This window comes from Collinsella aerofaciens, assembly GCF_039758815.1.
Taxonomy (GTDB): domain Bacteria; phylum Actinomycetota; class Coriobacteriia; order Coriobacteriales; family Coriobacteriaceae; genus Collinsella; species Collinsella aerofaciens_BP.
In genome coordinates, this window is the sequence record NZ_JBDMSK010000002.1 from 178,909 (window position 1) to 203,895 (window position 24,987).

Below are 24,987 nucleotides of genomic sequence, written 5' to 3' on the forward strand. Positions count from 1 at the left end.
CGCACAGGGCAAACCTTATGGCGCAAACGTTGACAGTTTGTTGCGGAAGCTCGTTTGTAGCGAGCGTGTTTCCAATGTTTCCGCAGCGTTTCGGGGGTGCCGTTTTGTGCGACTCCTGTTGCCTGGCGAGCACGCACCCTCTGTTCACGCTAGAATGCACTCAACCTTTAAGCGGTTAATCCATCCATGAGATGCACGAAGGAGCTATCTATGAGCGAACCCCTGCGCACCGTGAACGTCGGTCTGATCGGTCTGGGAACCGTCGGCGGCGGCGTGGCCCGTCTGATCAAGAGCCACCACGATGAGTACCTGGCAGCCTACGGCATCGACCTTAAGCTGACCCGCGCCTGCGCGCTTGCCTGGGAGCAGGCCGAGGCGGCAGGCATTGAGCGCGAGGCCTTTACGAGTGACTGGCACGACGTCGTCACCGACCCCGCCGTCGACATCGTCGTCGAGCTGATCGGCGGCGAGCATCCCGCAACCGAGATCTTCACCACTGCCTTTGAGCACGGCAAGCACGTCGTCTCTGCCAACAAGGCCCTGCTGGGCCGTCATGTCGAGACGCTCGCCGAGAAGGCGCGCGCGTGCGGCGTGCAGATTAAGTGCGAGGCCAGCTGCGGCGGTGGCATCCCCATCGTGAGCACGCTCGAGCACGACCTGGTGGGCAACAAGATCCTGACCATCGCCGGCATTCTCAACGGCACCACCAACTACATCCTGTCGCGCATGGACGCCGAGGGCGCCGATTACGCCGACGTGCTTGCCGACGCGCAGGCCAAGGGCTATGCCGAGGCCGACCCGTCCGCCGACGTCGACGGCTTCGACGCCGCCAGCAAGACGGCAATTCTCGCCTCCATCGGCTTTGGCACCCGCGTGACCACCGACGATGTGTATCAGCAGGGCATCCGTACCATCGGCGCCGAGGACATCGCCCAGGCCCGCGAGCTCGGCTACACCATTAAGCTGCTCGGCATCGCCCGCAACACCGACGCCGGCGTCGACGTCCGCGTGCATCCCACGCTGATCCCCGCCGACCACATGCTTGCCAAGGTCAACGGTGCCATGAACGCCGTCTACGTGGTGGGTGACGCCGTAGGCGAGACCATGTTCTACGGTGCCGGCGCAGGCTCCTTCCCCACCGCGAGCGCCGTCGTGGGCGACATCCTGTCGCTCTCCGAGCAGATCAGCCGCGGCGTGGCTCCGCTGCCCGAGATTGAGCCCTATGGTCACAACCTCGCCTTTAAGCCCATGGACGAGCTCCAGACCAAGTACTATGTGCGCCTGAAGGTCGCCGACCGCGTGGGCGCCCTGTCCGAAACGGTCGACATCTTTGCCAAGCACAACATCTCGATCTCGCTCATCAACCAGGTCGAGGACGGCAAGTCGGGCGTCAGCGATGCCTGCTCGGTCATCTTCCTGACGCACCGCGCGCTCGAGAAGGACGTCCAGGCTGCCGCCGCCGAGCTTGCCAGCGTCGACTGCGTGGCCGAGGTCGCCAACGTCCTGCGTATCGAAGACGTCGAGGCCTGGACCGAAGGCGTCATGGCCAACTAATCCATCAATCGCCTAGCAATACGCGCTTTGAGGGCTCCCGTCCGATGTGGGACGGGAGCCCTTTTGTCTCCTGCCCCAAGCACAACGGCAGAGCACATTTGCGCGAGCCGCTCATCGGTAACGCGGGCTACCGTTCACCGATATGCAAACGCGGTCGATTCCGGCTACCGCTACGCTGTGCTGCGTACGTCCACCCCCGAAGAATGGAGGCACCATGTTGCTCGAGGGCAAGAAAGCAATCGTCACCGGAGGCACGCGCGGTATCGGCTATGCCATCGCCTGCCGTTTTATCGAGGAGGGCGCCTCCGTCACTGTCTTTGGCTCGCGTCAAGAGACCGCCGATGCGGCCGTTGAGAAGCTGACAGCCGCCTATCCCGACGCCAAGGTCTGGGGCCGCTCCTGCGACCTCACCTCGCTCGAAGCCGTAACCGAGGCGTTTACCCAGGCTGCCACCGATATGGGCGGCTTGGATACAGTCGTCAACAATGCCGGCATCTCCCAGCGCTCGCCCCTTTTGGACTACACGGCCGAGGAGTTCGCAAAGGTCATGGACCTTAACGTCGTCGCTGTCTTTAATGGCCACCAGGCTGCCGCCAAGATCATGACCGAGGCCGGCCACGGCGGCACCATCACTACCACAAGCTCGATGGTCGCCAAGTACGGCCAGCCCTCCGGCGTCGGTTACCCCACGTCCAAGTTTGCCGTCAATGGCATGGTCCAGTCGCTCTCGCGCGAGCTCGCCCCCATGGGTATTCGCGTCAACGCCGTCGCCCCAGGCGTAACCAAGACCGATATGGTCGCCAACCTGCCCGAAGAGGTCATCAAGCCCATCATCGCCACCATTCCGCTGGGTCGCATGGGCGAGCCCGAGGATGTCGCCAACGCCTTTGTCTTCTTGGCAAGCGACATGTCCTCCTATGTCACGGGCGCCATCCTCCCCGTCGACGGAGCCGCCCGCTCCTAAAGGTCGCAAGCCACGACTTCGAACCTCAACGAGGCCCAACGCAAAAGGCGCGCTGCCTGCATCAACCGCAGGCGGCGCGCCTTCTATTATTTGGACGGAACCCGTATCCCGGCATTCCTTACTACTTACCGTCGTCGTCCTGGGCTTCATCGTGCGCGTAGAGCTCCAGCATGCGGCGGCGGTATTCGTGCACGGCGAGCTTGGCGCGCTCCAGGCGGCGGCGCTCACGCGGAGTCAGCTCGGACGGGTCAACCTCGTCTCCATAGGTCTTATCGGCAAGAAGATGCGCCGCGTCCACGATGCGGGCATCGATGTGGCCGCTCGCCGCCTCGGCGGAAAGACGCTCGGCAATCGTATCGAGCGTAGGCAGGCCCTCGAATACGCGACCATGGCCATGCGAGGTCAGCAGCTCGTGCTCGCGTGCGAGCAGGCTCGCCAAATCGTGATGGGCGCGCAGGATGTCGAGCGCATCGGATGGATGCTCGGCAACCTCTGCCACGGCAGCGACCGGTGCGGCGTCGACCACGCGGTAGAAGAGTTGTGCGAGCAGCGGCATCAAGAACACCGTGATGGCGCCGGCGGCAACCATGACCGACGCAATATCTTGCGACAGCGCGCCCGCGTTGACGGCAACGCTCGTCACGGCAACGATAATCGGCAGCGCCGTGGTGCAGTACAGGGCCACGGTAATGCGACCATACGCCGAAACGTCGCGCGTCGCAGGACAAATGCTCATAGAGATGAGAATAGGCACGGCACGAATAATCAGCAACGCCACGATAAAGCCCGCGAGCAGCCCGGGGCGCGACGCCACGGCCGTCAGGTCGATCTTTGCGCCCGATACGGTAAAGAACACCGGAATCAAAAAGCCGTAGGCCAGGCCGTCGAGCTTGGTCTCGAGCGTATGGTTGCCCTCGGGGATGATATAGCGCAGGACAAAGCCGGCGGCAAAAGAACCCAACACGATGTCGAGATCAAAGACGGCCGAGAACGCCACGAGCGTGACCAGGATGAGCACCGTCAGGCGCACGAAGGTCTGCGACGTGGTGTCGGCGCGCTCCTCGACAAACGCAAAGAAGCGGCTGCCGACGCGCTTGGAGCGGCTTGGGACCACGGCCAGCAACACGCAAACCACCGCAAACAAGCCAAGGATTACGAGCGTTTGGATGCCAGTGCGAGCAGACAGCAGCACCGACATGGCGAGCACGGGACCGAGCTCGCCCCAAGTGCCATACGCGAGAATCGAGTCGCCCACACGCGTGCCGGTGAGCGAGCGCTCGCGCATGATGGGCACGAGCGTGCCGAGGGCCGTAGAAGTGAGGGCAAGCGTCACGGCGATACCGTCGAAATGACTGACCGAGAACCACGGGGTAAAGCGCACGGCAAGCCAGGCAATACCAAACGTAACGACCCACGTCGCCAAGCCGTAGCGCCCCTCCACACCCGTGATGCTCTTGGGGTCGATCTCAAAGCCGGCGAGCAGGAACAAAAAGGCCAGGCCGAGCTCGGACACAAGCGAGACCTCGGCATCCACATGGATAAGGCCGAGCATATGCGGGCCCAGCACCGCGCCGAAGACGAGCAAAAAGACTGTTTCTGGAATGGGTTTTCCGGGAATCGCCGAGGCGATGAAGGGGCTTGCAAAGGCCACGAGCGCGATGATGGCGAGTGAAACGAATGCCATGTGATGCCTTTCTCTTGTTTGCGCTTCACTGTAGCACCCTCGCCGTCCGCAACGCGCCACGAGCTGTCGTATCATAGTGAGGTTTACAAACATGTGGCTCAAGGCGACCGCAGGGCAGACCCCGCAAACCGACCGCTGCCGCATACCGTACCGTACGCCCAACCGATCAGGAAGGCAGGAACCAATGGTCTCTCGTATCTACGTGGAGAAGAAACCCGGGTTCGACGTCGAGGCTCAGCAGCTCAAGGGCGAGCTGACCGAGATTCTCGGCATCAAGGGCATCGAGGCCCTGAGGATCATCAACCGCTACGACGTCGAGGGCATCGACGAGGAGCTTTTCCGCTCCTGCGTGCCGACCGTCTTTAGCGAGCCCCAGGTCGATGTGACCTACGACGAGCTCCCCGCAAGCGATGGCGCCGTCTTTGCCGTCGAATTCCTGCCTGGCCAGTTTGACCAGCGCGCCGACTCCGCCAGCGAGTGCGTGCAGCTCATCAGCCAGGGCGAGCGCCCCGCCGTGCGCTCCGCCAAGGTCTATATGATCTCGGGCGCTCTGGACGAAGCCGCCATCGAGGCTATCAAGCACTACGTGGTGAACCCCGTCGAGGCGCGCATCGCCTCGCTCGACCTGCCCGAGACGCTGTACATGGAGACCCCCGAGCCCCAGCCCGTCGAAGTGCTCGACGGCTTCCGCGAGCTCGATGGGGCCGGCCTTGCCGCCTTTATTTCCGAGCGCGGTCTTGCCATGGACGAGGCGGACATCGCCTTCTGCCAGCAGTACTTCCGCGATGAGGATCGCGACCCCACCATCACCGAGATCCGCGTTATCGACACCTACTGGTCCGATCACTGCCGCCACACCACCTTCGGCACCGTCCTGGACGACGTGACGATCGACGACGCCGTGGTGCAGCAGGCCTTCGACCGCTACATGGAGATGCGCCACGAGCTCGGTCGCGACGCCAAGCCCGTCTGCCTCATGGACATGGGCACCATCGGCGCCAAGTACCTTAAGAAGACCGGCGTCATGACCGATGTCGACGAGTCCGAGGAGATCAACGCCTGCACCGTCAAGGTGAAGGTCGATGTCGACGGCGAGGACCAGGACTGGCTGTTCCTGTTTAAGAACGAGACCCACAACCACCCGACCGAGATCGAGCCCTTCGGCGGTGCCGCCACTTGCGTGGGCGGCGCCATCCGCGACCCGCTCTCGGGCCGCAGCTACGTGTACCAGGCCATGCGTGTCACCGGCGCCGGCGACCCCACCGTCCCCGTGTCCGAGACGCTCGAGGGCAAGTTGCCGCAGCGCAAGCTCGTAACCACCGCTGCCGCCGGCTACTCCAGCTACGGCAACCAGATCGGCCTTGCCACCGGCCAGGTCAACGAGCTCTATCACCCCGGCTACGTGGCCAAGCGCATGGAGGTTGGCGCCGTCGTGGGCGCTACCCCGGCAAACCACGTGCGCCGCGAGTGCCCCGCCCCCACCGACAAGATCATCCTGCTGGGCGGCCGCACCGGCCGTGACGGCATCGGCGGTGCCACCGGCTCCTCCAAGACCCAGAACACCGAGTCCATCGAGACCTCGGGCGCCGAGGTCCAGAAGGGCAACGCCCCGGTCGAGCGCAAGTTGCAGCGTCTGTTCCGCCGCGGCGACGCCTGCCGCCTGATCAAGCGCTGCAACGACTTTGGCGCCGGCGGCGTCTCGGTCGCCGTAGGCGAACTTGCCGACGGCCTGTACGTGGACCTGGACACCGTGACCAAGAAGTACGACGGCCTGGACGGCACCGAGCTCGCCATCTCCGAGTCCCAGGAGCGCATGGCTTGCGCCGTCGCCGACGGTGACGTCGAGGAGTTCATGGGCTACGCCGCCGAGGAGAACCTGGAGGCGACCGTTATCGCCGAGGTTACCGCCGAGCCGCGCATGCGCATGGCCTGGAACGGTGTCGCCATCGTCGACCTATCTCGCGAGTTCCTCAACTCCAACGGCGCGCCCAAGCACCAGGTCGCCCACGTGTGCGCCCGCAGCGTGTGGCAGCCCAGCTGGGCCGGCACCACGCTTGCCGAGCGCATGACCTCGCTTGTCACCGACCTCAACGTTGCCTCCAACAAGGGCCTTTCCGAGCGCTTCGACTCCACCATCGGTGCCGCAACCGTGCTTATGCCTTTTGGCGGCAAGACGCAGCTCACCCCGAGCTCGGCCATGGTCGCCAAATTCCCCGTGGACGGCGAGACCACCACGGCAAGCGCTATGGCATGGGGCTTCAACCCCTACCTGATGGAAGCCGACCAGTTTGCGGGCGCCTACCTGTCCGTGGTCGAGTCCATCGCCAAGCTCGTTGCCGCCGGCTTTGAGCACAAGCGCGCCTACCTCTCCTTCCAGGAGTACTTCGAGCGTCTGCGCACCGAGGCCGAGCGCTGGGGCAAGCCCACGGCAGCCGTCCTGGGCGCCCTCATGGCCCAAGTCGACCTGGGTGCCGGCGCCATCGGTGGAAAGGATTCCATGAGCGGCTCGTTTGAGGACGAGGCCGGCGAGCTCAACGTTCCGCCGACTCTGATCAGCTTCGCTGTGGCCGTGGGCCGCGCGGCGCGCGCCGTCTCCCCTGAGTTCAAGGGTCTGACGCACCGCGTCGTCCGCATCGCCCCCGCTACCTACGGCGAGGACTACCGCCCCGACGCCCAGCAGCTGCTCGCCGCGTTTGACGCCGTCGAGGCGCTCACTGCTACCGGCGACGCCCTGGCCGTCTCCACGCCCGGCTACGGCTGCGGCGCCGAGAGCCTCTTTAAGATGTGTGTCGGCAACCAGATCGGTATCGAGCTTGCCGAGGATGTGGACGTGGAGAGCCTCTTCACCCCGCTCTATGGCAGCTTTATCGTCGAGCTCGCCGAGGACGCCGAGCTGCCCGAGGTCGCCGACGGCGTTGTCGTCGAGCCCCTGGGTACCACCGTCGAGGGCTATGTCATCGACACCGGCTCCGAGGTCATCGAGCTCGCCGAGCTCCAGGAGGCCTGGGAGAGCGGCATCGAGGGCGTCTTCGCCTACCGCAGCGCCGGCGAGACCCCCGAGGTCGAGCCCATCGACTTCCGCGCCAAGGATATCCACGTGTACGGCGGCGCCAAGATCGCCCGCCCGCGCGTGATCATCCCCGTGTTCCCCGGCAACAACTGCGAGTACGACAGCGCCCGCGCCTTCCGTGCCGCCGGTGCCGAGGCCGACACCTTCGTGATCAACAATCTCACGCCCGAGGCCGTCGCCGAGAGCACCCACGAGCTTGCCCGCCGCATCCGTGCAAGCCAGATCGTCATGATCCCCGGCGGCTTCTCGGGCGGTGACGAGCCCGACGGCTCCGCCAAGTTCATCACGGCGTTCTTCCGCGCTCCCGAGGTCACCGAGGCAGTCCGCGACCTGCTCAAGGCCCGCGACGGCCTGATGCTGGGCATCTGCAACGGCTTCCAGGCTCTGGTCAAGCTCGGCCTGGTGCCCTACGGTGACATCGTCGACGCCACGCCCGATGCGCCCACGCTGACGTTCAACACCATCGGTCGCCATCAGAGCCGCCTGGTGCGCACCCGCATCTCGTCCAACCTGTCCCCGTGGCTGTCGCAGTGCAGCCTCGACGACCCCTACACCGTCGCCATCAGCCACGGCGAGGGCCGCTTTGTCGCCAATGACGAGGTGCTCGCTCAGCTGATCGCCAACGGCCAGGTCGCCACGCAGTACGTGGGCGAGGACGGCAAGCCCAGCATGGATCTTTCCGTCAACCCCAACGGCTCCGCACTCGCCATCGAGGGCATCACGAGCCCCGACGGCCGCGTCCTGGGCAAGATGGGCCATGCCGAGCGTCGCGGCGACAACCTGTACCGCAACGTGCCCGAGCATGTCCCCGGCGATAAGTTCATGCCAATCTTTGAGAGCGGCGTAGCCTACTTCGCCTAAACCTTTCCCATCGGGTACAATCCCCTCGGGTAACAACACCCGCCACCGGCACGCCCGGTGGCGGGTTCTTTTTTGCTTCGCGCATGTAGGAAGGACATCATGGAAAGCCGCAAGCCGTATCTCGCCACCCTGCCCGGACTCATCCTGGGCTGTCTCGTTTGCTGCGCGCTCTGGGGCTCCGCCTTCCCCTGCATCAAGATCGGCTACGGCCTCTTTGGCATTCCCGCGCACGACAGCGCCTCGCAGCTGCTCTTCGCGGGTCTGCGCTTCACGCTTGCCGGCATGCTGGTCATTGTTGGCATGAGCGTGGCCCAGCGCCGACCGCTCGTTCCGCAAGCGCGTGATATCAAGCCCATCTGCATCTTGTCGCTCTTCCAGACCATCGGCCAGTACTTCTTTTTCTACCTGGGACTCTCGCGCGCCAGTGCCATGTCGAGCTCCATCATCGAGGCCAGCGCCAACTTCCTAGCCATCCTCTTTGCCGCCCTGGCGTTTCGCACCGAAAAGCTCAACGCGGCCAAGGTACTCGGTTGCGCACCGGGCTTTGCCGGTGTCGCGCTCGTCAACCTTTCGGGCGCGGACGGCACCTTTGGCTTTGCGCTCGACGGCGAGGGCTTTATCCTGGCCTCCACCGTCGCGGGTGCCCTTTCGACCTGCCTGATCGGTATCTTCTCGCGCGAGCACGACGGCGTCTTGCTTGCCGGGTGGCAGTTCTTGGTCGGCGGCCTGGTCCTCACCGCCATCGGTTTGTTGATGGGTGGCGCGCTCTCCCCCACGGCGATTGCCCCCGCCATCGCGCTCATCATCTACATGGCGCTTATCTCCGCGGTCGCCTACTCGCTGTGGTCGCGCCTGCTTGCCGTCAACCCCGTCAGCCGCGTCTCGGTCTTTGGGTTTATGAACCCCGTCTTTGGTGTGCTGCTGAGCGCACTGCTGCTCGGCGAGGGTGCTGGCACGAGCCCCGTTACCGTCATCGTTGCCCTGCTGTTGGTCTGCGGCGGCATCATCATCGTCAACAAACCCAAAAAAGCCTAGCGAACTGCCCTTATTTAGCAGAGAGATTCACATACTTTAGTTTAATGGAGTACATCGGTGAGCTGAGGGCCGCCACGCACGCAAGCGTGCGCCCCTTTTTCTAGCGTATCTGGACGCCGGCTTTCTTTTTCTCGGCCTTGACGCGGTAGAGCTCCGCGTCGGCAGCACGAAGCAAGTCTTGCCAGGTATCGACGCCATCACCAACCCGTGCGTAGCCGATGGACATCCGCAACAGATACGGAACCTCGGCGCGCGCGAGCTCGTCGTTGATTGTCGCGCACAGATGCATGATATCCTGTTCCGCCACTGCCTTTTGGAGCACCACGAACTCATCGCCACCATAACGTGCGATAAAGCCGCCAGACGCCGAGCAGACTTCTTTGAGCGCAGCAGATATGACCTGAAGAGCGTGGTCGCCCTCCACATGCCCATAGCGATCGTTAATCTGCTTAAATCCGTCGGCGTCCATCATAAGCAGATATACATCTTCGGCCTGATCCACATTTGAGAAGAGCGACAGCATATAGGTCTCAAAACGGTTGCGATTGTTAAGTCCAGTCAACGGGTCGGTCGAGATGAGCTGCTCCTGGTAGATGATGTAGAGCAGCAACATGCTAATCATTATGCCGACACAAAGGCCGGGCACCGAGTATACGACCTGAAAGGTACCGCCCACCAGGGCCGGAATGGCGAAAAATGCCAAGGTTCGATAGATGGCCTTCGTCTGCAGGCTCTCGACCCTGCGAGATTGCACAAACGCATGCAGGGACGTATGTATAACGTAACAGTAGCTGACGATGGGCTGGATCATATAGGCAAAGCCGCGACGATACACGCCCTGCGAATCGATATAGAACAGGGCGTGCGTCCAGTAACTGGTAAACGCCAGCACGACCACCAGAGCCGTAGGCAACGTTACAAGCGCCACTCTAGAGCGCGCGGTCAAAATGCGAGAACCCTGCACCGTCTCGGAATAGATAAACCAGATGAGACACGCGATAGCAAAGAGCGAAAACGAAACCGCGTTGGAAATCCAGTTGGCAGCAATGCCCAACGTGCCGTCCACACCGTCCGAAAGCGTCCAGATCATATCGAATAATATGTACGCGGCAGAGGTGTAGCCAAGCATGCTAAACAATAGCTGCTGGGTGCTCGAGAACAAGGAGCGACGACTTCGCACGGCAAGCCCGATAAGAACAATCATGCATAGCACGAATATCTCAATCTTGAGTGCCTTAACCACTAGCGCCATCCCTTCAATATCCAAGTGGTCAGAATCGCCCAATTCGAATCAGGGCAATAAACACCCCTTTACTCCGCAGGGGTAAAGGGGATAATAGCAGAGCGCCCGAACATCACTGCAAAACAGTTTCTGTTCGGGCGCCCATACGGCGCGAATTGCACACGCCGGCATCATTGATGGGTATCGATTGCTACTCGCCATCGATGTCAGTCGCGACGGCCTCCTCGATGGCCTCGACACCGACAGGCGACAGATCCTCCTTGCCTTGGCAGAACTTCTTGTCGACCCAGCCAGTCAGAATCGGAGCCATGATCGCCGTGATGATAACGGCGGTGGCGATCTGAGCGTACGCGGTGGGCGCAAGCTCGGCGTAGCGCGGTGCGACCTCGGCGAGGGCAACCGGTGTGGTCATAGCCGTGCCGGCAATGGTGGAGCAAGCCACAGCGGCCTTGCCATTGCCGCCGCACAGACGCTCGAACGCAAAGGTGATGGGACCGACGACAAACAGCGTGACAAGGCCCAGCAAGATGCCGGAAATACCGCCGGTGATAAAGCTCGACAGGCTCATGGACGCACCGAGCTGAAATCCGATGACGGCAATCGCGGGATTGGCACCGGGAACCAGCAGGTTCTTGATAAACGGGAACAGGTTGCCCAGAACCATGCCAATAACGAGTGGCAAGATGGAGCCGATAATGGTGCCAATGGGAATGTTGGCGAGGCCGGAAACACCGAGGATGATCATCGTGACGGCGGGGCCAGCCGTAAAGAACAGGATACCGACGGCGCCCTGCTCGGACTCATCACCGAACTCGCCCATGATGCCCGTATAGAGCGCCATGTTGCAAAACGTGATGCCGCCGATGATAGACACGGAGCTCAGACCCAGGAAGTTGTCGTTAAAGAAATATGCCACGCCCAGGCCGAGAGCCGCTGCGACGACCAGCTTGGGAATCAGCACGACGATGCCGGTCTTGATAGCGCCCGGCGTGGACTTAAAGCTGATGCCGACGCCCACAAACAGCAGGATCGCGGCGACGATGGTATTGGAGCCACCGCGGCAGGCAGCCGTAAAGAATCCGCCGATCTCAAAAACCTGCGGGCAGAAGGTGTTGAGCAAAAGACCGACGATCATCGGATAAATCATGATGTCGCCCGGGATGCGCGGGACCTTGAATTTCTTTTGCTCGTTGGCGGTTGCTTCCTGTGCCATGAAACCCCCATTTCCGCTGACGGGGTACAAAAGCCCACGTCACGCTTTGCTACAGTAAAGTTTGACCATGGTACCAGAAGAAGCAGACCGACTCGGTGAGAAATTCGATTCACCGGACAGAAGCGGGGTGAGCGGGAGGGACAACCCGTTCGCGGTCCTATATAAGGCTCAAGACGATATAGAACACGATTCCCGAGACGCAGCACCACAGCATCGACTTTGTCTTGATTGCCACCGCCACGACGCCGGCAGCCGCAATCCAGGGAACCAAGGCAGGCCAGAGCCCCGCGTCGAACGCGCCGGGACTCACCAAGTCGTTGGCGACCAGCGCGGCAAAGGCAGCGGGCGGGATATAGCCCAGGGCCTCGGTAATGCGGGGCGACAGCGTTCTCCCGCGCAAGGCAAACGCCGGCGCGATGCGAAAGAACGCGATAGCAGACCACGACGACAGCCACAGAACCAAGAACTCGTTAACGGGCATCGCGGGCACCTCTTCCGTCAAATACAGCATCGCACGCCAGCGCAATGGCAATGCCGACCACGACGCTTGCCGGCACGGCAATATTCGTGAGGCCCAAGAACTTGCATACGGCGACGGACACCGCGCCCGAAACCGCCGCGACAACGTTGCCGCGCGACAGCCGCTGCGAAAAGAGTAGACAGATAAAGAGCGACGTGCAGACGAAACTAGCAATAGCGGTGGGAACATCGACAACGGCACCGACGATGGCACCCATCGTGCACGAAGCGCCCCATGTCACGATGAGGATCACGTTGAGCACGAAGGATTCGCGCGGGCCCCAATCCTCCCCCTCAACCAGCTTGGCAAGCGAGATGCCGTATGCCTCCTCGGTGAGCGTCGCGGCAACAGCCAGCGTCTGACGCTTCGAGGCGCCCGCCAGATGGGGTGCGATCGATGCCGAATAAAGTGCAAAGCACGAGGAGATGGCGGCGACGCTCGCGATAATCGAAGGTGCCGGTACGCCCGCCAGCCAAAGATTGCAGATCATAAACTGGCCGCTGCCCGTCACAAACGTGCTGCTCAGAGCAAAGACCATCCAGGGCTCCATTCCCGTCTGCCCCATGATCATTCCGCACGGCGCGCCTATCGCAACATAGGTAAGCATCACCGGCCAGACGGTTCTAACGATTTTGAGCACCATACGCTTCTCATCCTGACAAGGTCTCCGAGCCGCATGTAGCGACACGGCAGAATCATCATCCGACAGCAACCGAGTTCGCCTACAATTGCCACCGGATCGAAAGACACAACTTTTTAGGAAGTCATTATGACAGCTATCGATCGAGACCGGGCGCGCGCGGCCTTCAAAAGCTACACCGATGCCTACGACGCCACCAACCAACGCATCGCGCTCAAAATCGAGCATACGTACCACGTGGCCGAGGCATGCGATGCCGTAGCGCGCGAGCAGGGCTGGTCGTCAGAAGATATTGACCTAGCATGGCTTTGCGGCCTGCTACACGATATGGGCCGCTTTGAGCAGCTGCGACGCTGGGACACCTTTAAGGACGCCGAGAGCATGAGCCATGCGGCGCTGGGCATCGAGGTCCTCTTTGGCGAGAATCCCGCCGATGCACCCGCCGTAACAAGCATCCGCGACTTTATCGATGACCCGGCAGAAGATGAGCTCATCCGAGCGAGCATTGCCTATCACAGCGATTTCCGTCTACCCGCGCAGCTCGACGTGCGCACGCGAAGCTTCTGCGATATCGTGCGCGATGGTGACAAGATCGACATTATGCGCACCATCGCCGACAGCACCGTCGACACCATCCTCAAGGTGGATGAGGATGCGTTTCTAGCCAGTCGCTTCTCGGCACCGACGCTTGCCGCCTTTGACGAGCACCGCTGCGTCACGCGCGATGAGCGCGATGAGCCCGCAGACTACCTGGTGGGACTCATCTGCTTTATGTTTGAGCTCGTCTATCCAGCGAGCCGCGCGCTGGCGCGCGAGCAGGGCGATATCCACCGCCTGCTCGACGCGCCCTTTGGCATTGCACGGCCTTTTAGCGACCCCGCCACGCAAGCAACCTGGGAGCGCCTAAAGAACGAGATGCGCACCTGGCTGGCGCGCGCCTAGTGCTCAAGCTGAGCTAGGAGCTCCTCAACGATCTCAACGGCATCGCCGACGACCTTGTACTGGGCGGCACCGAAGATGGGGGCATCCGGGTCCTCATTGATGGCGACAATGCACTCCGCCCCACCGATGCCGGCGAGATGCTGGATAGCACCCGAGACACCGATGCTCACGAGGAGCTTGGGCGAGACCGATACACCCGTCTGGCCAATTTGGTGGCGATACTCCAACCAGCCTGCCTCCACAATGGGACGCGTGCAACCAAGCTCGGCACCCAGGGCATCGGCGAGCTTTCGCATCAGGGGCAGATTCTTCTTGGAACCAATGCCGCGACCCACCACGACCAGACGCTCGGCATCGGCAATTGAGGCCTGTTGTCCCCATTCCTCGGCGGGAATCGAGATCTCGACGCGGGCCTCAACGTCATCCGCAAGCACTACCTGGGTAATCGTGCCGGAGCGGCTATAGTCAAACTCGGGCGCCTTAAAGATGCCGGGGCGCACCGTTGCCATCTGAGGACGGTGGTTGGGGCAGATAATGGTGGCCATCAGGTTGCCGCCAAACGCCGGGCGCGTCTGCTGCAGCAGACCCGTCTCCGTATCCATAGAAAGCACCGTGCAATCGGCCGTAAGGCCCGTCTGCAAGCGCACAGCCACACCGGGCGCCAGCTCGCGACCAAAGGCGGTCGCGCCGTACAGAATGGCCTCGGGCTTGCGCTCGACCACCAAATTGCAGATCAGCCGGGCGTAGACCTCCGCATCGTTCTGGCGCAGGCGCTCGTCGCGACACACTAGGACCTCGTCCGCGCCGGCACAAACCAGGTGTTCGAGGTCCCCGAGCGAGCCCTCGGGGCTCATGCCGACCAGTGCCACCAGACGGCAGCCGCGGGCGTCGGCAAGCTCGCGCCCCTTGCCCATGAGCTCGAAGGCCACGGATGCCACGGCATCGTGCTTGTCAGTTTGCACGAAGACCCAAATGTCTCGATATGCGTCAAGGTCTACCGCGCCAGCGGCCTCGTCGCGCTCGATCGAGATGGCGTTGACGGGGCAGGCGTCGACGCACCCGCCGCACAGGATACAGCCGTCGGTTACGCGGGCACAGCGATTGGGGCGCTCGCCCTCCACCACAATGCCGCCCGAGGCGCAGGCGCGAACGCAGCGACCGCAGCCGATGCAGACTTCGCTATCGATAATCAGCCCGCTCATCTATGCCATCCCCTCGATAATCTTGGCAAGTTTTACCGCCTGCTCGGACGCCGTTCCCTCAACGGCCTCGCACGTTTGGTCACGGTCGGGCACAAACGAGCGCACGACCTGCGTCGGTGATCCGGCAAGGCCGCAGCGTGCGGGGTCGGCGTTCACGTCGGCAGCGTTGACCACGCGCACGCCTGCATCCTCGGCCGCGCGAATACCGGCAATACTCGGCATGCGCAGCTGGCCAATCTCCTTGGCGGTCGTCATCGCACACGGCATCTCCAGGTACACCGTCTCCTCGCCGGCATCGCAGCCGTGGACGAGCGCCAGCGAGCCACACGTCGTAAATCCCGCGCTCTGCACACAGCTCACGTCGGTCACGCAGGGGATCCCAAAGGCACCGGCCAGCTCGGGGCCGATCTGGGCCGTATCGCCGTCCACTGCCATCTTGCCGCAGATGAGCAGGTCAAAGTCCTCATCGAGTGCCTCGATGCCGCATTTGAGGGCATAGGTGGTGGCTAGGGTATCGGCACCCGCAAAGGCTCGGTCGGTCAGCAGCAGCGCGTCGTCGGCACCGCGGGCGATGCAGTCGCGCAGCAGCGATTCGGTCGCGGGAATGCCCATCGACACCACCGTCACACGCACGTCCATGCCAAAGCCGATAAAGTCGTCCTTCAGCGCCAGCGCACGTTCGAGGGCACTTGCATCGAAGGGATTAATGACCGCCTGCTTGCCATCACGCACGATAGTATTGGTCTTGGGGTCCATCTTGACCTCGGTGCTGCCCGGCACCGCCTTGACGCACACCACCATATGGAAATCACTCATCTTCACGCGCCCCCTTTCTGGACGAGTTCATCCAAGAGCTTCTCCGTAAACAGGTTGCCGCGACCCAGCTGACCGGCAGGATCGAGCTGGAGTTTGAGACGCGCCGACTCGACCATGGCCTCGTGGCCGTACATCGTCTCCAAGAAGCCCGCCTTGATCTTGCCGACGCCGTGCTCGGCAGAAACGGCACCGCCCATGGCCGTGACCTCGGAAGCCCACTGGGCAAAGAGTTCTCCACCACGACGGTAGTCTTGCGCGTCGCGCGGCAGGATGTTCACATGCAGATGGTTGTTCCCGATGTGTCCCCAGGCAGCAGACTCAAGCCCGCTTTCGGTCAGCATGCGGCGATAGAGGGCCACGACATCGGCAAGGCGTGCATTGGGCACCGACATATCCGACCCCAGCTTGGTAATGGTGGGGTCGGTGCGGCGACGCTCGTCAATGAGCATGTTGACGCTCTCGGGCACCGCATGGCGGAAGAACCGCTGGCATTCGCGATCGACCTCGGTGCGCGCGACCCATGTCGCGTCGTCGCGGCCGCCCGCAAGCTCCAAAACCCATCCCAGGTGGTACAACTCCTCGGTCGCCTGGGCTTCATCATCGCAGTCGAGCTCCACGTAGACACAGACCTTTGCCTCGTCGTCGAGCGCCGGCAGCGAGGCAAACGCCGTCGACTGCTCGCGCTGGCGACGCAGGATATCCAGGGCACCAGCATCGAAATACTCAATAGCGGCGGCATGGGACAGCACGGGACGCACGGAATCGGTAAAGGACACCGCCTTGTCTTCGCTATCGAAAAAGCAACTCACACCCCATACGACCGAAGGTGCCGCCTGCAGGGCGATCTCGAGCTCGGTAATGACGCCGAGTGTGCCGCACGCACCGATAAAAAGATCGATGGCGTCCATATCGTCCGCAACAAAATAACCCGAGGCATTTTTGGTCTTGGGCATGGTGTAGTCAGGAAGATCGAGCTCGAGTATATGGCCCTCTGCCGTCACGAGCGACAGGTGGCGGCCCTGGGCAAAAGCCTCGCCGCGCTGAAGCACAAGCAAATCGCCATCAGCCAGCGCGACGTGGAGTCCCGTGATATGCGGGCGCATGGGACCGTAAGCGTAGCTGCGGGCGCCGGAGGCGTTGCATGCCGCCATGCCGCCCAGACAGGCAGATGCCTCGGTGGGATCGGTGGGAAAGAACTGCTCGGGGGCCTCTTGGAACTCCTCGTAGGCCTCAAGCGATGTCTGGTCCCAACCAGCGGTCGGCAGTACCTTCTTGCTCAGCTGCTTACGCAGCTCCGAGAGCACAACGCCCGGCTCCACGCGCAGCAGAAATTGGCCTTGTTCATCGCGGCGAAGGCCCAAGTAGCGATTCATACGGGAAGTATTGAGGATATGCCCACCGTGGGGCACGGCACCGGCGGCAAGGCCGGTTCGGGCGCCCTGAACCGTTACCGGGACACGCTCGGCATGGAGCGTTTCCAAAATGGCACGGACCTCGTCTTCCGTTGTCGGAAACGAGATGCTCGATGCTTCGCCCGATGCGCGAGATTCATCGCGGCCATACTCTTCGAACTCATCGGTGAAGGGTTTAATGGTTGCAGACACGCGAACTCCCCCTTTAGCTAACTACAGTGTTTGCAGGGAGATGTTACCGCATCGTTTCGTCGACGTGTTCGAGACCGTCTCCATAATTGGCGTTTTTTACGTTCGTGCAATTCGGCGAACGGCAAGGCTTCCTCGGCAGACGATGTTTTTGACACATACCACCCCGCCGTCGCCGACCGCTCGATTGTCGCTCGAAAAAAGTTGGAGTATTTTTTGCCACCTTTTACCTGCGGAGATGTCAATCCGTCAAGCATTTGGTCAGAAATTGGTCAAGTAGCGGCTGATACGGTCGGCGTCGACAGGCAAAACCGATAGAAGTTTTGGCCCCAGAAGCAGGGAGGTTCCCATGGCATATTACTGGCCCCAGTACGGCGTCGCCATCGAGGTCGACGACGATCCCTATCTCCTACCTTTCGACGAAGAGGCGTTCCCCGACACGGCGGTCTACCACGTCACCACCGATGTTATCTGCGACCCTGAGTCGTTCTCGGCGCTCGCCCACCACATCGCGCGTATCCACGACATCGAGCTCCCTCACGACTTTGACGAGCTCATCTACTCGCGCCGCCTGATGCTTCACATGCTCTTTGGAGCGGACCCGTCCACGTTCGCACGTGTCTACACCACCAAGGACGCCGCATGAGTGCGAAGAAGCCGCCCCGCCTTGCAGGACTGGGTCGTCGCAAGAAGTTCATCGTTGCCTGCTTGGCCATCGTCTGCGCCCTTGTCGCCGTAGGACTATACGCTTGGCAGTCTCAGCCCGTACCCGAGGCGGGCGCTTCAGTTACGACGGCCGAGGGCAAAACGCGTCGGGAAATCCAAGATGAGCTCGATGCCATCGTCCGCGACAACATGATGACGATTTCGGTCGCTCCGGTCGCTCAGCTACAGGAGGACGGCAAGCTACGCGTCAACGTGCAAAACGTCCAAGACAATAAATTTCCCCAGCGATTCCGCGTCATCCAAAACGACGAGACCATGTACGAATCCGGTGTGGTCGAGACCGGCAAGACAATCGAGACGTGCCCCGCCGGCGACATCAAAGAAGGCGAGGCGTACATCGAGATTCAGGCACTCGATGCCAAGACCCTCGACAGCCACGGCAATCCGACACGTGTCAAGGTACGGGTCGAGCAAACCGAGAACTAGCTTTTTCGGCCGACGCGGCGCCGCATGCAATTCACCAGCATTCGTCCAATCATCGCGGGGACGGCCCGCGGCGAATAGAAAGGAACGACCATGGACATCACCAGGAACATGAACGGAGCCAGAGCGCTCGTCGTGGGCGCAGGGCTCGCGCTCGCGCTCGCAATGAGCGCCGCCCCGACGCCAGCTATGGCAGCCGGGCGCGTTGGAACCACGAAAGTAATGGTCAGGACCGAGATCGACAACGTTGAGTTCAAAGTTCCGACGGTTATTCCCTTCGTCGCCAAGGCCGACGGCACGCTTCAGGGCCCCTCAGAAGACGCGACCACCATCGACAATCATTCGGCCTACGGCATCCATGTCTCCAACATGAAGATCGACGCCATGAACACCTGGACCATTGCCGCCGACGCCAAGGCCGGAACCGCGCAGAACTCCATCGACTTTAAGGTCGGCCCCGACGGCGCACTCCAGAACGCCAGCGCCGCAATGCAGGGGACGGGCCTCGATCTTTCCAAGAATGCAGCCTTCGACATGGGCTACCAGGGCATTGCCGGCGGCACGGATAAAATTAAGCTCAAGACAAGCGGAAACGTCGCCCGCGTCACACGCGACATCTTCCACGTAACCGGCGAAGGCGATCAGGTTGCAACGATCACCTGGACGGTCGAGCCCGGTGCGCACACGGCATAAGGCCGTCGCCCTGGCCGCCGCCGTCAGTATCCTAGCGTTTGCGCCAGCCATGGCCTTTGCCCAGCAAGAACAGGCGCAGGCCGCCACGCAAGTGACGGTCGACCTCTCGGAGCTCGACCGCGGCAACCGCGAGGAACCGTTGGCACAGACAGACGACAGACGATGGCTCTTGGCAGCAGGCGCCACGGCAGCAGGCGCGGGAACCGCCGGCCTCGGTCTGCACATCAAACGCAGCCAGAAACGAAACACGGACAGGCCGCACTAAATTAGCTAAGGAGACCCCATGGCATCGAAGAACCTTTTGCCCGTCGTCGCACTCTGCGGCGCGCTCGCAACCGGAACGCTTGTCGCCGCTTGGGCGACTCCCGTCATGGCGGATTCCTTACCAGCAGCCCTAAGCTCCGCACCAAATCCATCGAGCGCCATTGCGTGCAAGCGTTTTTCGATCGCACAGGCCGCAATCTCAACCTCGGGATGCCTTCGTCGTAATACGGACGGCTCGATGGTCGTGGATATCAATCGTTCGAACAAGGCAAACGGCTCCCAGGCGGGGTGCGCTGTCTGCACATGGCGCTCGGTTGCGCTCGATGCAGATGGCGATCCATGCAATTTAGAGCTGCGCATCGACATCGCTTCGGTCGATGACTCGGCGAACGGAGCGAAGGTCGCCTTCGACGGTGCGTTTTTCGAGAAAGGAGGCGGTATATGTCTGGGCTGCGCCGCCGCGAATGCAGACGACACGCAGCCCACCCTCTCATTCACAGCATCGTTGCGGCTGACCAAAGCCGACACCGATGCCATCGCGGCGGGAGAAGCATCCCTGCTGTTCTACGCCGTCAGCACCAAAGACACAGACGCTCATTTCGAGAAGTCAGCCGGATCACTCAGCCTTACACGAGGGACAGAGGCAGGCCCTATTGAAATCGATGCCCACGCGCAAAGCAGGCAACGCATTCTTGCCGACCCGGCGCTTCTCGAAATGGAGTGGAACGGATCCGGAGCCATCGGAATTCTCCCCTCCGCGCTTGACGCCAAGACGCTCCCCTCAAACGACGAACCCATCAACGCAACCATACAAGAAGGGAGCACGGACAAAGAAGCAGGTGCGGGCGACACGCCGTCGCCGACAAACAGCGCCCCAGCTTCTTTCGAAGCACCGAATGAGCCCGCTACCGGTCCAAACGATCCCGAGCTCGCGGACAGTCTGGGGCTTGCTGATCCTCAAGAGATCGATGAAGGTAACTGCTGCGTGCTTGCCGCCCTCGACCACACAGAGGTCATCGACGCCGCGAACATCGAAGTTGCCGCCGCCAATCAGCCCGTCCGCAAGTCGGCCATCATCGCGTTTCCCGAATCCATCGAAGTCGTCTTTTTGCCATCGGGCGAGGTCGTGGCCCCAACACTGCTCACCTTGTTGGGCGCCAAGAATACTCGAAACGAAATTAAAAAGGTCACGGTTGTCAACCCTGCAACCACCGCTAAACTGCGTCTATACGCCGTTGCCCCAGACGGAAGCAAGACCTTGGAATTCGATGGCGACACACTTCTAGCCTGGCGACGTCTGGACATTATGCAAGACGTCTCGTATCAGATCGAACTCGATGGGTTTGATCGTGCCCGCGATGCCAATATCATCGCCGCGGCTATTGAATCCCCACAGCGGCTTATGACACTGCGCTTTGACTACTATCCCTATGTCCCGACAACCACCTGAGGCTTAAATGCTGCGCATCATTCCTAATACCACTTATATAACGTATTAGATGAGTCGCGATGTGCCTTGCATTTCGTTCTGCTACGATTGCCACGTTGGCATCAATACAGGAGGGCTCATGCCGGGCTTGGGAACAATCATCAACGTTGCGCTTTTAGTTGCGGGCGGTCTTTTGGGATTAGCGGGCGGCCGCTTCATTACACCGCGCATCCAAGACACGCTCATGAAAGCATCGGGGCTGTGCGTCCTGCTTATCGGCCTGGGCGGCACCATGCAAAAGATGCTCATCATCGATGGGAAGGCGCTAGCGACCACCGGTACCACCATGCTCATCGTCTCATTTGCGCTCGGTTCGCTCATCGGCGAGGCCATCAACTTGGAGGCCGCCATCGAGAACTTTGGCGAATGGCTCAAGCGCAAGACTGGCAGTGAGGGCGATAACGAGTTCACCAATGCTTTTGTCTCGACTTCACTCACCGTGTGCATCGGCGCCATGGCCATTGTGGGATCGATCCAGGACGGTCTGCTCGGCGACTGGTCAACGCTTGCCCTCAAGGGCGCACTGGACTGCATCATCGTCTGCACCATGACGGCCTCGCTTGGCCGCGGCTGCATCTTCTCCGCCCTGCCCGTCGCCGTGTTCCAGGGGACGATCACGTTGTTTGCCGGCGCGCTCTCCCCCATCATGACCACAGCAGCCCTCAACAGCCTTTCGCTCGTAGGCTCCATGCTCATCTTCTGCGTCGGCGTCAACCTCATCCGTCCTCAGACCTTCCGCACGGCCAATATGCTTCCCTCCGTCGTCATCGCCGTCATCTACGCCCTCCTGTTCTAAATCTATCAACGCAGCGGTATCTCGAACATCTGTTTGATGCTGTGCTATGATATGAGGTCACCGTAGCTGCGTCGAGAGGAGGAGCGGTGGCCGACCAGGACATCAAGATGCTCATCGAGCGCATTATGGCCGAGGCCCGGACCCATCAGTCCGCCCGCTTCTCAAACGAAACCTACGCAGACGAGCCGATTCTCAAAACCGGCCGACAGATGCAGAATTTCCTCCCCGACCAGTACCGTAAAATGCGCGAGATATCGCGCTGGCAGGATGACCCCAAGGGCGGTGCGGGCCGCTGGCTTTCGGAAGCCGAGCTTTTTTACCGCCAGGGCCTGCTGATGGCCGACTTTGAGGACGACTGCCCCTACAACGGCACCTTTAAGTCGTACTTTCCCACCTACAACGCCATGAGCGACCGGCAGTTGCGCGGCTACTTTACCTGGCGTGCCCAAGTGCGCCGCGGAACCGTCGAGGAAACGTCTACGTCCTTCGCCTTTCTGTATCTCTATGAGCTGATTTGCGGCATTGGCGTAGATGACCCGCTCGATGGTTTTAACAAGATCAAGGCCTTTTGGGATGCCTACCGCGCCTTCGAGCCCGACATCGACCGGTTTGCACGCGTGTGGTTGCAGGACTACGCCGTGTTCCACGGGCTTGACCCCAAGCTGCTTCGTGATTCTAAAACCGTCATGTTCGATAACGCCCTTATCGAGCTGCGGCGCGCGGCACGAGACCTTGTACCAGCACCGGCGCCGTCCGGCCAGACCCCCAAGCGTCGCAAAACCTCCGAGCCCACGCTCCCCCTTCCGCCCGATGAGGTGCGCGAGGAGCGACTCATGGCCGCCATCAACGCCCTCTCCACGTACAACCTAAGTAACTCGCGGCTCGACCGCAGCCACCACCGCGATCTGCGCCACGTGGCATGCGCCGTGTATGTCCGCATGGCGCGCTACTATGACACGCACCGAAAGACCGGCATCGTGGCGAGTTTATTTGGGGAGGAGACGGCCATGCCCTACACCATGTTTGCCTCGGCCGTATTCTTTGCGCCCGAGCGCCACGAGGACTGCGAATACCGCCTGGATCCTATCCATATCTACCGTTGCCAAAACGGCTTTTGGGAATGCATGCGTATCCATGGCAGTAGGCAAAAGAGCAGCAAGCTCGGTGAAATGATGCGCGCCTGCGACCAACGCCTGCGCCTGGCGCTGGACCCCGCCCATCCCCTTAAGGAAGAAAAGGTCCCCAAATATCTGGCCAAGATTATCGATGACGAGATTGTGGCATGGCTTTCATGGGACGCCGCACACCAGCCCGTCAAGATCGATATCGATCTGAGTCAGCTGGGGCACATTCGAAGCGCCGCCGCGCAAACGCGTGAAGCGCTTTTGATCGATGAAGAGCGCGAGGACGGCGCACCTGTGGAAGCCGAGGCGGCGGACTCAGGGCAACCGGAAGCCGAGCCCGTAGCCGACGCGATTGTCGAGGCGGTCGCGGCACCCATTCGGCAGGACGAGACCGACGAGCCGACCATATCCACCGAACAGTTTGGTGTCGTGGCACCGCTTCTCGCGCCGACGCCCGCGTTCGCAGCTGCTGCGCCCGCTGACGCCGCGACCGAACTCGCGCCCGCCGCAACCGCGTATCTTCGCGCACTGCTCGAGCAAAACGCAGCGCAAGCGACATCGGCAGTGGCGCACTCGGGCCAGAGCGAGGACATGCTCGTCGATACCATCAACGAGGCGCTCTTCGACCTGGTGGGCGACACCGTAATTGAATTTAGCGCGGCAGGGCCGCAGATTATCGAGGATTACGAAGCAGACGTGAGAGGATACCTAGACCATGAGTGATACCACATCCGCAGCGCCCCGCGTACCCAAACGCGTCGCTGCCGTTATCCTAAACTCGCTCAAGGGCGGCGTGGTCCCGCGCATCGGCCTTCCCTATATCACCGTGGGACGCGAGGTCGAGATTCGCGCCCTGCTCACCGATCTGAGTCTCATCGCCGACGGTGGCGCGAGCTTCCGCTTTCTGGTCGGTCGTTACGGCGCCGGCAAGAGCTTTTTGCTCCAGACCATCCGCACGCACGCCATGGGTGAGGGATTCGTCGTCGCCGATGCCGACCTATCCCCTGAGCGCCGCCTGCAGGGCGGCCAGGGACAGGGCCTTGCCACCTACCGTGAGCTCATCCGCAATATATCGACCAAGACGCGCCCCGAAGGCGGCGCGCTCAACCTTATCCTGGATCGCTGGGTCGCCTCGTGCGCGGACGCCGATGAGTCGGCTATCAATGCCCAACTCGCTCCGCTCGAGGAAATGGTCCACGGCTTCGACTTTGCCCGCATGCTCCGTCGCTATCGCGCGGCCGTTTCCGAGGGCGACGAGGAGACCATGAGCCGCGTGACCAAGTGGATCCGAGGCGAGTACCGAACCAAGAGCGAGGCGCGCGCCGAGCTGGGCTCCTCGACCATCATCAGCGATGACGACTGGTACGACTACGTCAAACTCATCGCACGCTTTTTGGTCTGCAGCGGCTACAAGGGCATGCTGGTGCTCATCGACGAACTCGTAAACCTGTACAAGATTCCCAACGCCATCACGCGCCAGTACAACTACGAGAAAATCCTCACCATGTACAACGACACGCTCCAGGGCAAGGCGCAGTACTTGGGCATGATCATGGGCGGCACGCCGACCTCCATCGAGGACCGCCGTCGCGGCGTATTCTCCTACGAGGCTCTGCGCAGCCGGCTCGCTCAGGGTCGCTTTGCACGCGAGGACCTTAAGGACATGCTCGCGCCCATCATCCGCTTGCAGCCGCTCACCTACGAGGAGCTACTGGTGCTGATCGAAAAACTCATGCAAATTCACGCCGGCTACTTTGGCTGGACGCCCACGCTTACCGAGAACGACTTGGTGGACTTCCTCAAGATTGAGTTTTGCCGCGTGGGAGCCGATACGCACCTGACGCCTCGCGAGGTCATTCGCGACTTTATCGAGCTGCTCGACATCCTATGCCAGAACCCCGATGCCAACGTTGCCGAGCTACTACAAAGCGTCGGCGGTGACGCGCTGGCGCCAGCAACCGCAACAGGCGACACCGATACCGCAGGTGGCGACCGTAACTTCGCCGAATTCACCATCTAACCTGCCAAAAAGGGACAGGTTTATTTTGGTAGGTTTTATCTGGGCGAACGTTGAGACAGTAATGCAGCAAGCCACTGCTCGCCACGTTGAGAGATTCGCTTTTGAAA

At 61.6% G+C, this 24,987-nt stretch carries 21 protein-coding genes; 13 read left to right on the forward strand and 8 right to left on the reverse strand.

Annotated elements, in window-relative coordinates; all coding sequences use genetic code 11:
- Nucleotides 1–210: 210 nt before the first annotated feature.
- Both ABHT90_RS02360 and ABHT90_RS02365 read left to right on the forward strand, forming a co-directional pair.
- Entirely contained in the window at nt 211–1,554 is a 1,344-nt protein-coding gene (locus ABHT90_RS02360) for a homoserine dehydrogenase (RefSeq protein WP_138111975.1), read from the forward strand.
- Nucleotides 1,555–1,768: 214 nt separating this feature from the next.
- Nucleotides 1,769–2,518: an SDR family NAD(P)-dependent oxidoreductase gene (locus tag ABHT90_RS02365; protein WP_346981441.1), complete on the forward strand. Its 750-nt coding sequence runs from the start codon at nt 1,769–1,771 to the stop codon at nt 2,516–2,518.
- A gap of 121 nt (nt 2,519–2,639) precedes the next feature.
- On the opposite strand, the gene ABHT90_RS02370 is transcribed toward ABHT90_RS02365, so the two are convergent.
- The gene (locus tag ABHT90_RS02370) at nt 2,640–4,202 is read right to left on the reverse strand and encodes a cation:proton antiporter domain-containing protein (protein ID WP_346981442.1); all 1,563 of its coding nucleotides are present in this window, start codon (nt 4,200–4,202) and stop codon (nt 2,640–2,642) included.
- Between the two features lie 184 nt (nt 4,203–4,386).
- Here ABHT90_RS02370 and ABHT90_RS02375 point away from each other — a divergent pair, with 184 nt between their 5' ends.
- The gene (locus ABHT90_RS02375; protein WP_346981443.1) at nt 4,387–8,133 is read left to right on the forward strand and encodes a phosphoribosylformylglycinamidine synthase; all 3,747 of its coding nucleotides are present in this window, start codon (nt 4,387–4,389) and stop codon (nt 8,131–8,133) included.
- Between the two features lie 99 nt (nt 8,134–8,232).
- Nucleotides 8,233–9,168 carry a DMT family transporter gene (locus ABHT90_RS02380; protein ID WP_346981444.1) on the forward strand — a complete coding sequence of 312 codons (936 nt, stop codon included), beginning with the start codon at nt 8,233–8,235 and terminating at the stop codon, nt 9,166–9,168.
- A gap of 100 nt (nt 9,169–9,268) precedes the next feature.
- Here the strand turns inward: ABHT90_RS02380 and ABHT90_RS02385 are convergent, their stop codons facing one another.
- The 4 genes from ABHT90_RS02385 to ABHT90_RS02400 form a co-directional block, all read right to left on the reverse strand.
- Nucleotides 9,269–10,411 carry a GGDEF domain-containing protein gene (locus ABHT90_RS02385; protein WP_346981445.1) on the reverse strand — a complete coding sequence of 381 codons (1,143 nt, stop codon included), beginning with the start codon at nt 10,409–10,411 and terminating at the stop codon, nt 9,269–9,271.
- Between the two features lie 190 nt (nt 10,412–10,601).
- Entirely contained in the window at nt 10,602–11,624 is a 1,023-nt protein-coding gene (locus tag ABHT90_RS02390) for a 2-keto-3-deoxygluconate permease (RefSeq protein ID WP_346981446.1), read from the reverse strand.
- Between the two features lie 157 nt (nt 11,625–11,781).
- Entirely contained in the window at nt 11,782–12,105 is a 324-nt protein-coding gene (locus tag ABHT90_RS02395; protein WP_346981447.1) for an AzlD domain-containing protein, read from the reverse strand.
- The gene (locus ABHT90_RS02400; protein WP_346981448.1) at nt 12,095–12,787 is read right to left on the reverse strand and encodes an AzlC family ABC transporter permease; all 693 of its coding nucleotides are present in this window, start codon (nt 12,785–12,787) and stop codon (nt 12,095–12,097) included. The genes ABHT90_RS02395 and ABHT90_RS02400 overlap by 11 nt, the downstream gene beginning before the upstream one ends.
- A 126-nt stretch (nt 12,788–12,913) precedes the next feature.
- Here ABHT90_RS02400 and ABHT90_RS02405 point away from each other — a divergent pair, with 126 nt between their 5' ends.
- Nucleotides 12,914–13,726: an HD domain-containing protein gene (locus ABHT90_RS02405; RefSeq protein ID WP_346981449.1), complete on the forward strand. Its 813-nt coding sequence runs from the start codon at nt 12,914–12,916 to the stop codon at nt 13,724–13,726.
- Here the strand turns inward: ABHT90_RS02405 and ABHT90_RS02410 are convergent.
- Genes ABHT90_RS02410 through ABHT90_RS02420 form a run of 3 tightly spaced genes read right to left on the reverse strand, consistent with a single transcriptional unit; the run spans nt 13,723 to nt 17,348 of the window.
- On the reverse strand, nt 13,723–14,928 hold the full coding sequence (locus ABHT90_RS02410; protein ID WP_346981450.1) for an FAD-binding protein: 1,206 nt from the start codon (nt 14,926–14,928) through the stop codon (nt 13,723–13,725). The two genes, ABHT90_RS02405 and ABHT90_RS02410, sit on opposite strands and share 4 nt — an antisense overlap.
- Nucleotides 14,929–15,744, reverse strand: a complete 816-nt coding sequence (locus ABHT90_RS02415; protein ID WP_346981451.1) for an electron transfer flavoprotein subunit beta/FixA family protein — start codon at nt 15,742–15,744, stop codon at nt 14,929–14,931.
- Nucleotides 15,745–15,746: 2 nt separating this feature from the next.
- The gene (locus ABHT90_RS02420; RefSeq protein WP_346981452.1) at nt 15,747–17,348 is read right to left on the reverse strand and encodes an FAD-binding oxidoreductase; all 1,602 of its coding nucleotides are present in this window, start codon (nt 17,346–17,348) and stop codon (nt 15,747–15,749) included.
- Nucleotides 17,349–17,694: 346 nt separating this feature from the next.
- On the opposite strand from ABHT90_RS02420, the gene ABHT90_RS02425 reads away from it, so the two are divergent.
- The 8 genes from ABHT90_RS02425 (at nt 17,695) to ABHT90_RS02460 (ending at nt 24,880) form a co-directional block, all read left to right on the forward strand.
- The gene (locus ABHT90_RS02425; protein WP_089573322.1) at nt 17,695–17,991 is read left to right on the forward strand and encodes a hypothetical protein; all 297 of its coding nucleotides are present in this window, start codon (nt 17,695–17,697) and stop codon (nt 17,989–17,991) included.
- Entirely contained in the window at nt 17,988–18,497 is a 510-nt protein-coding gene (locus tag ABHT90_RS02430; RefSeq protein WP_346981453.1) for a cell division protein FtsQ/DivIB, read from the forward strand. Before ABHT90_RS02425 ends, ABHT90_RS02430 begins: the two co-directional genes overlap by 4 nt.
- Nucleotides 18,498–18,587: 90 nt before the next feature.
- A complete protein-coding gene (locus tag ABHT90_RS02435; RefSeq protein WP_346981454.1) occupies nt 18,588–19,187 on the forward strand; it encodes a hypothetical protein in 600 nt (199 codons plus the stop codon).
- Nucleotides 19,171–19,452 (forward strand): hypothetical protein, encoded by a 282-nt coding sequence (locus ABHT90_RS02440; RefSeq protein ID WP_099431399.1) that lies wholly within the window; start codon nt 19,171–19,173, stop codon nt 19,450–19,452. The genes ABHT90_RS02435 and ABHT90_RS02440 overlap by 17 nt, the downstream gene beginning before the upstream one ends.
- Before the next feature lie 18 nt (nt 19,453–19,470).
- On the forward strand, nt 19,471–20,901 hold the full coding sequence (locus ABHT90_RS02445) for a hypothetical protein (protein WP_346981455.1): 1,431 nt from the start codon (nt 19,471–19,473) through the stop codon (nt 20,899–20,901).
- Between the two features lie 118 nt (nt 20,902–21,019).
- A complete protein-coding gene (locus tag ABHT90_RS02450; protein ID WP_346981456.1) occupies nt 21,020–21,736 on the forward strand; it encodes a DUF554 domain-containing protein in 717 nt (238 codons plus the stop codon).
- An 86-nt stretch (nt 21,737–21,822) separates the two neighbouring features.
- A complete protein-coding gene (locus tag ABHT90_RS02455; protein ID WP_346981457.1) occupies nt 21,823–23,583 on the forward strand; it encodes a TerB N-terminal domain-containing protein in 1,761 nt (586 codons plus the stop codon).
- Nucleotides 23,576–24,880 (forward strand): ATP-binding protein, encoded by a 1,305-nt coding sequence (locus tag ABHT90_RS02460; RefSeq protein ID WP_346981458.1) that lies wholly within the window; start codon nt 23,576–23,578, stop codon nt 24,878–24,880. Before ABHT90_RS02455 ends, ABHT90_RS02460 begins: the two co-directional genes overlap by 8 nt.
- The last annotated feature ends 107 nt before the right edge of the window (nt 24,881–24,987 follow it).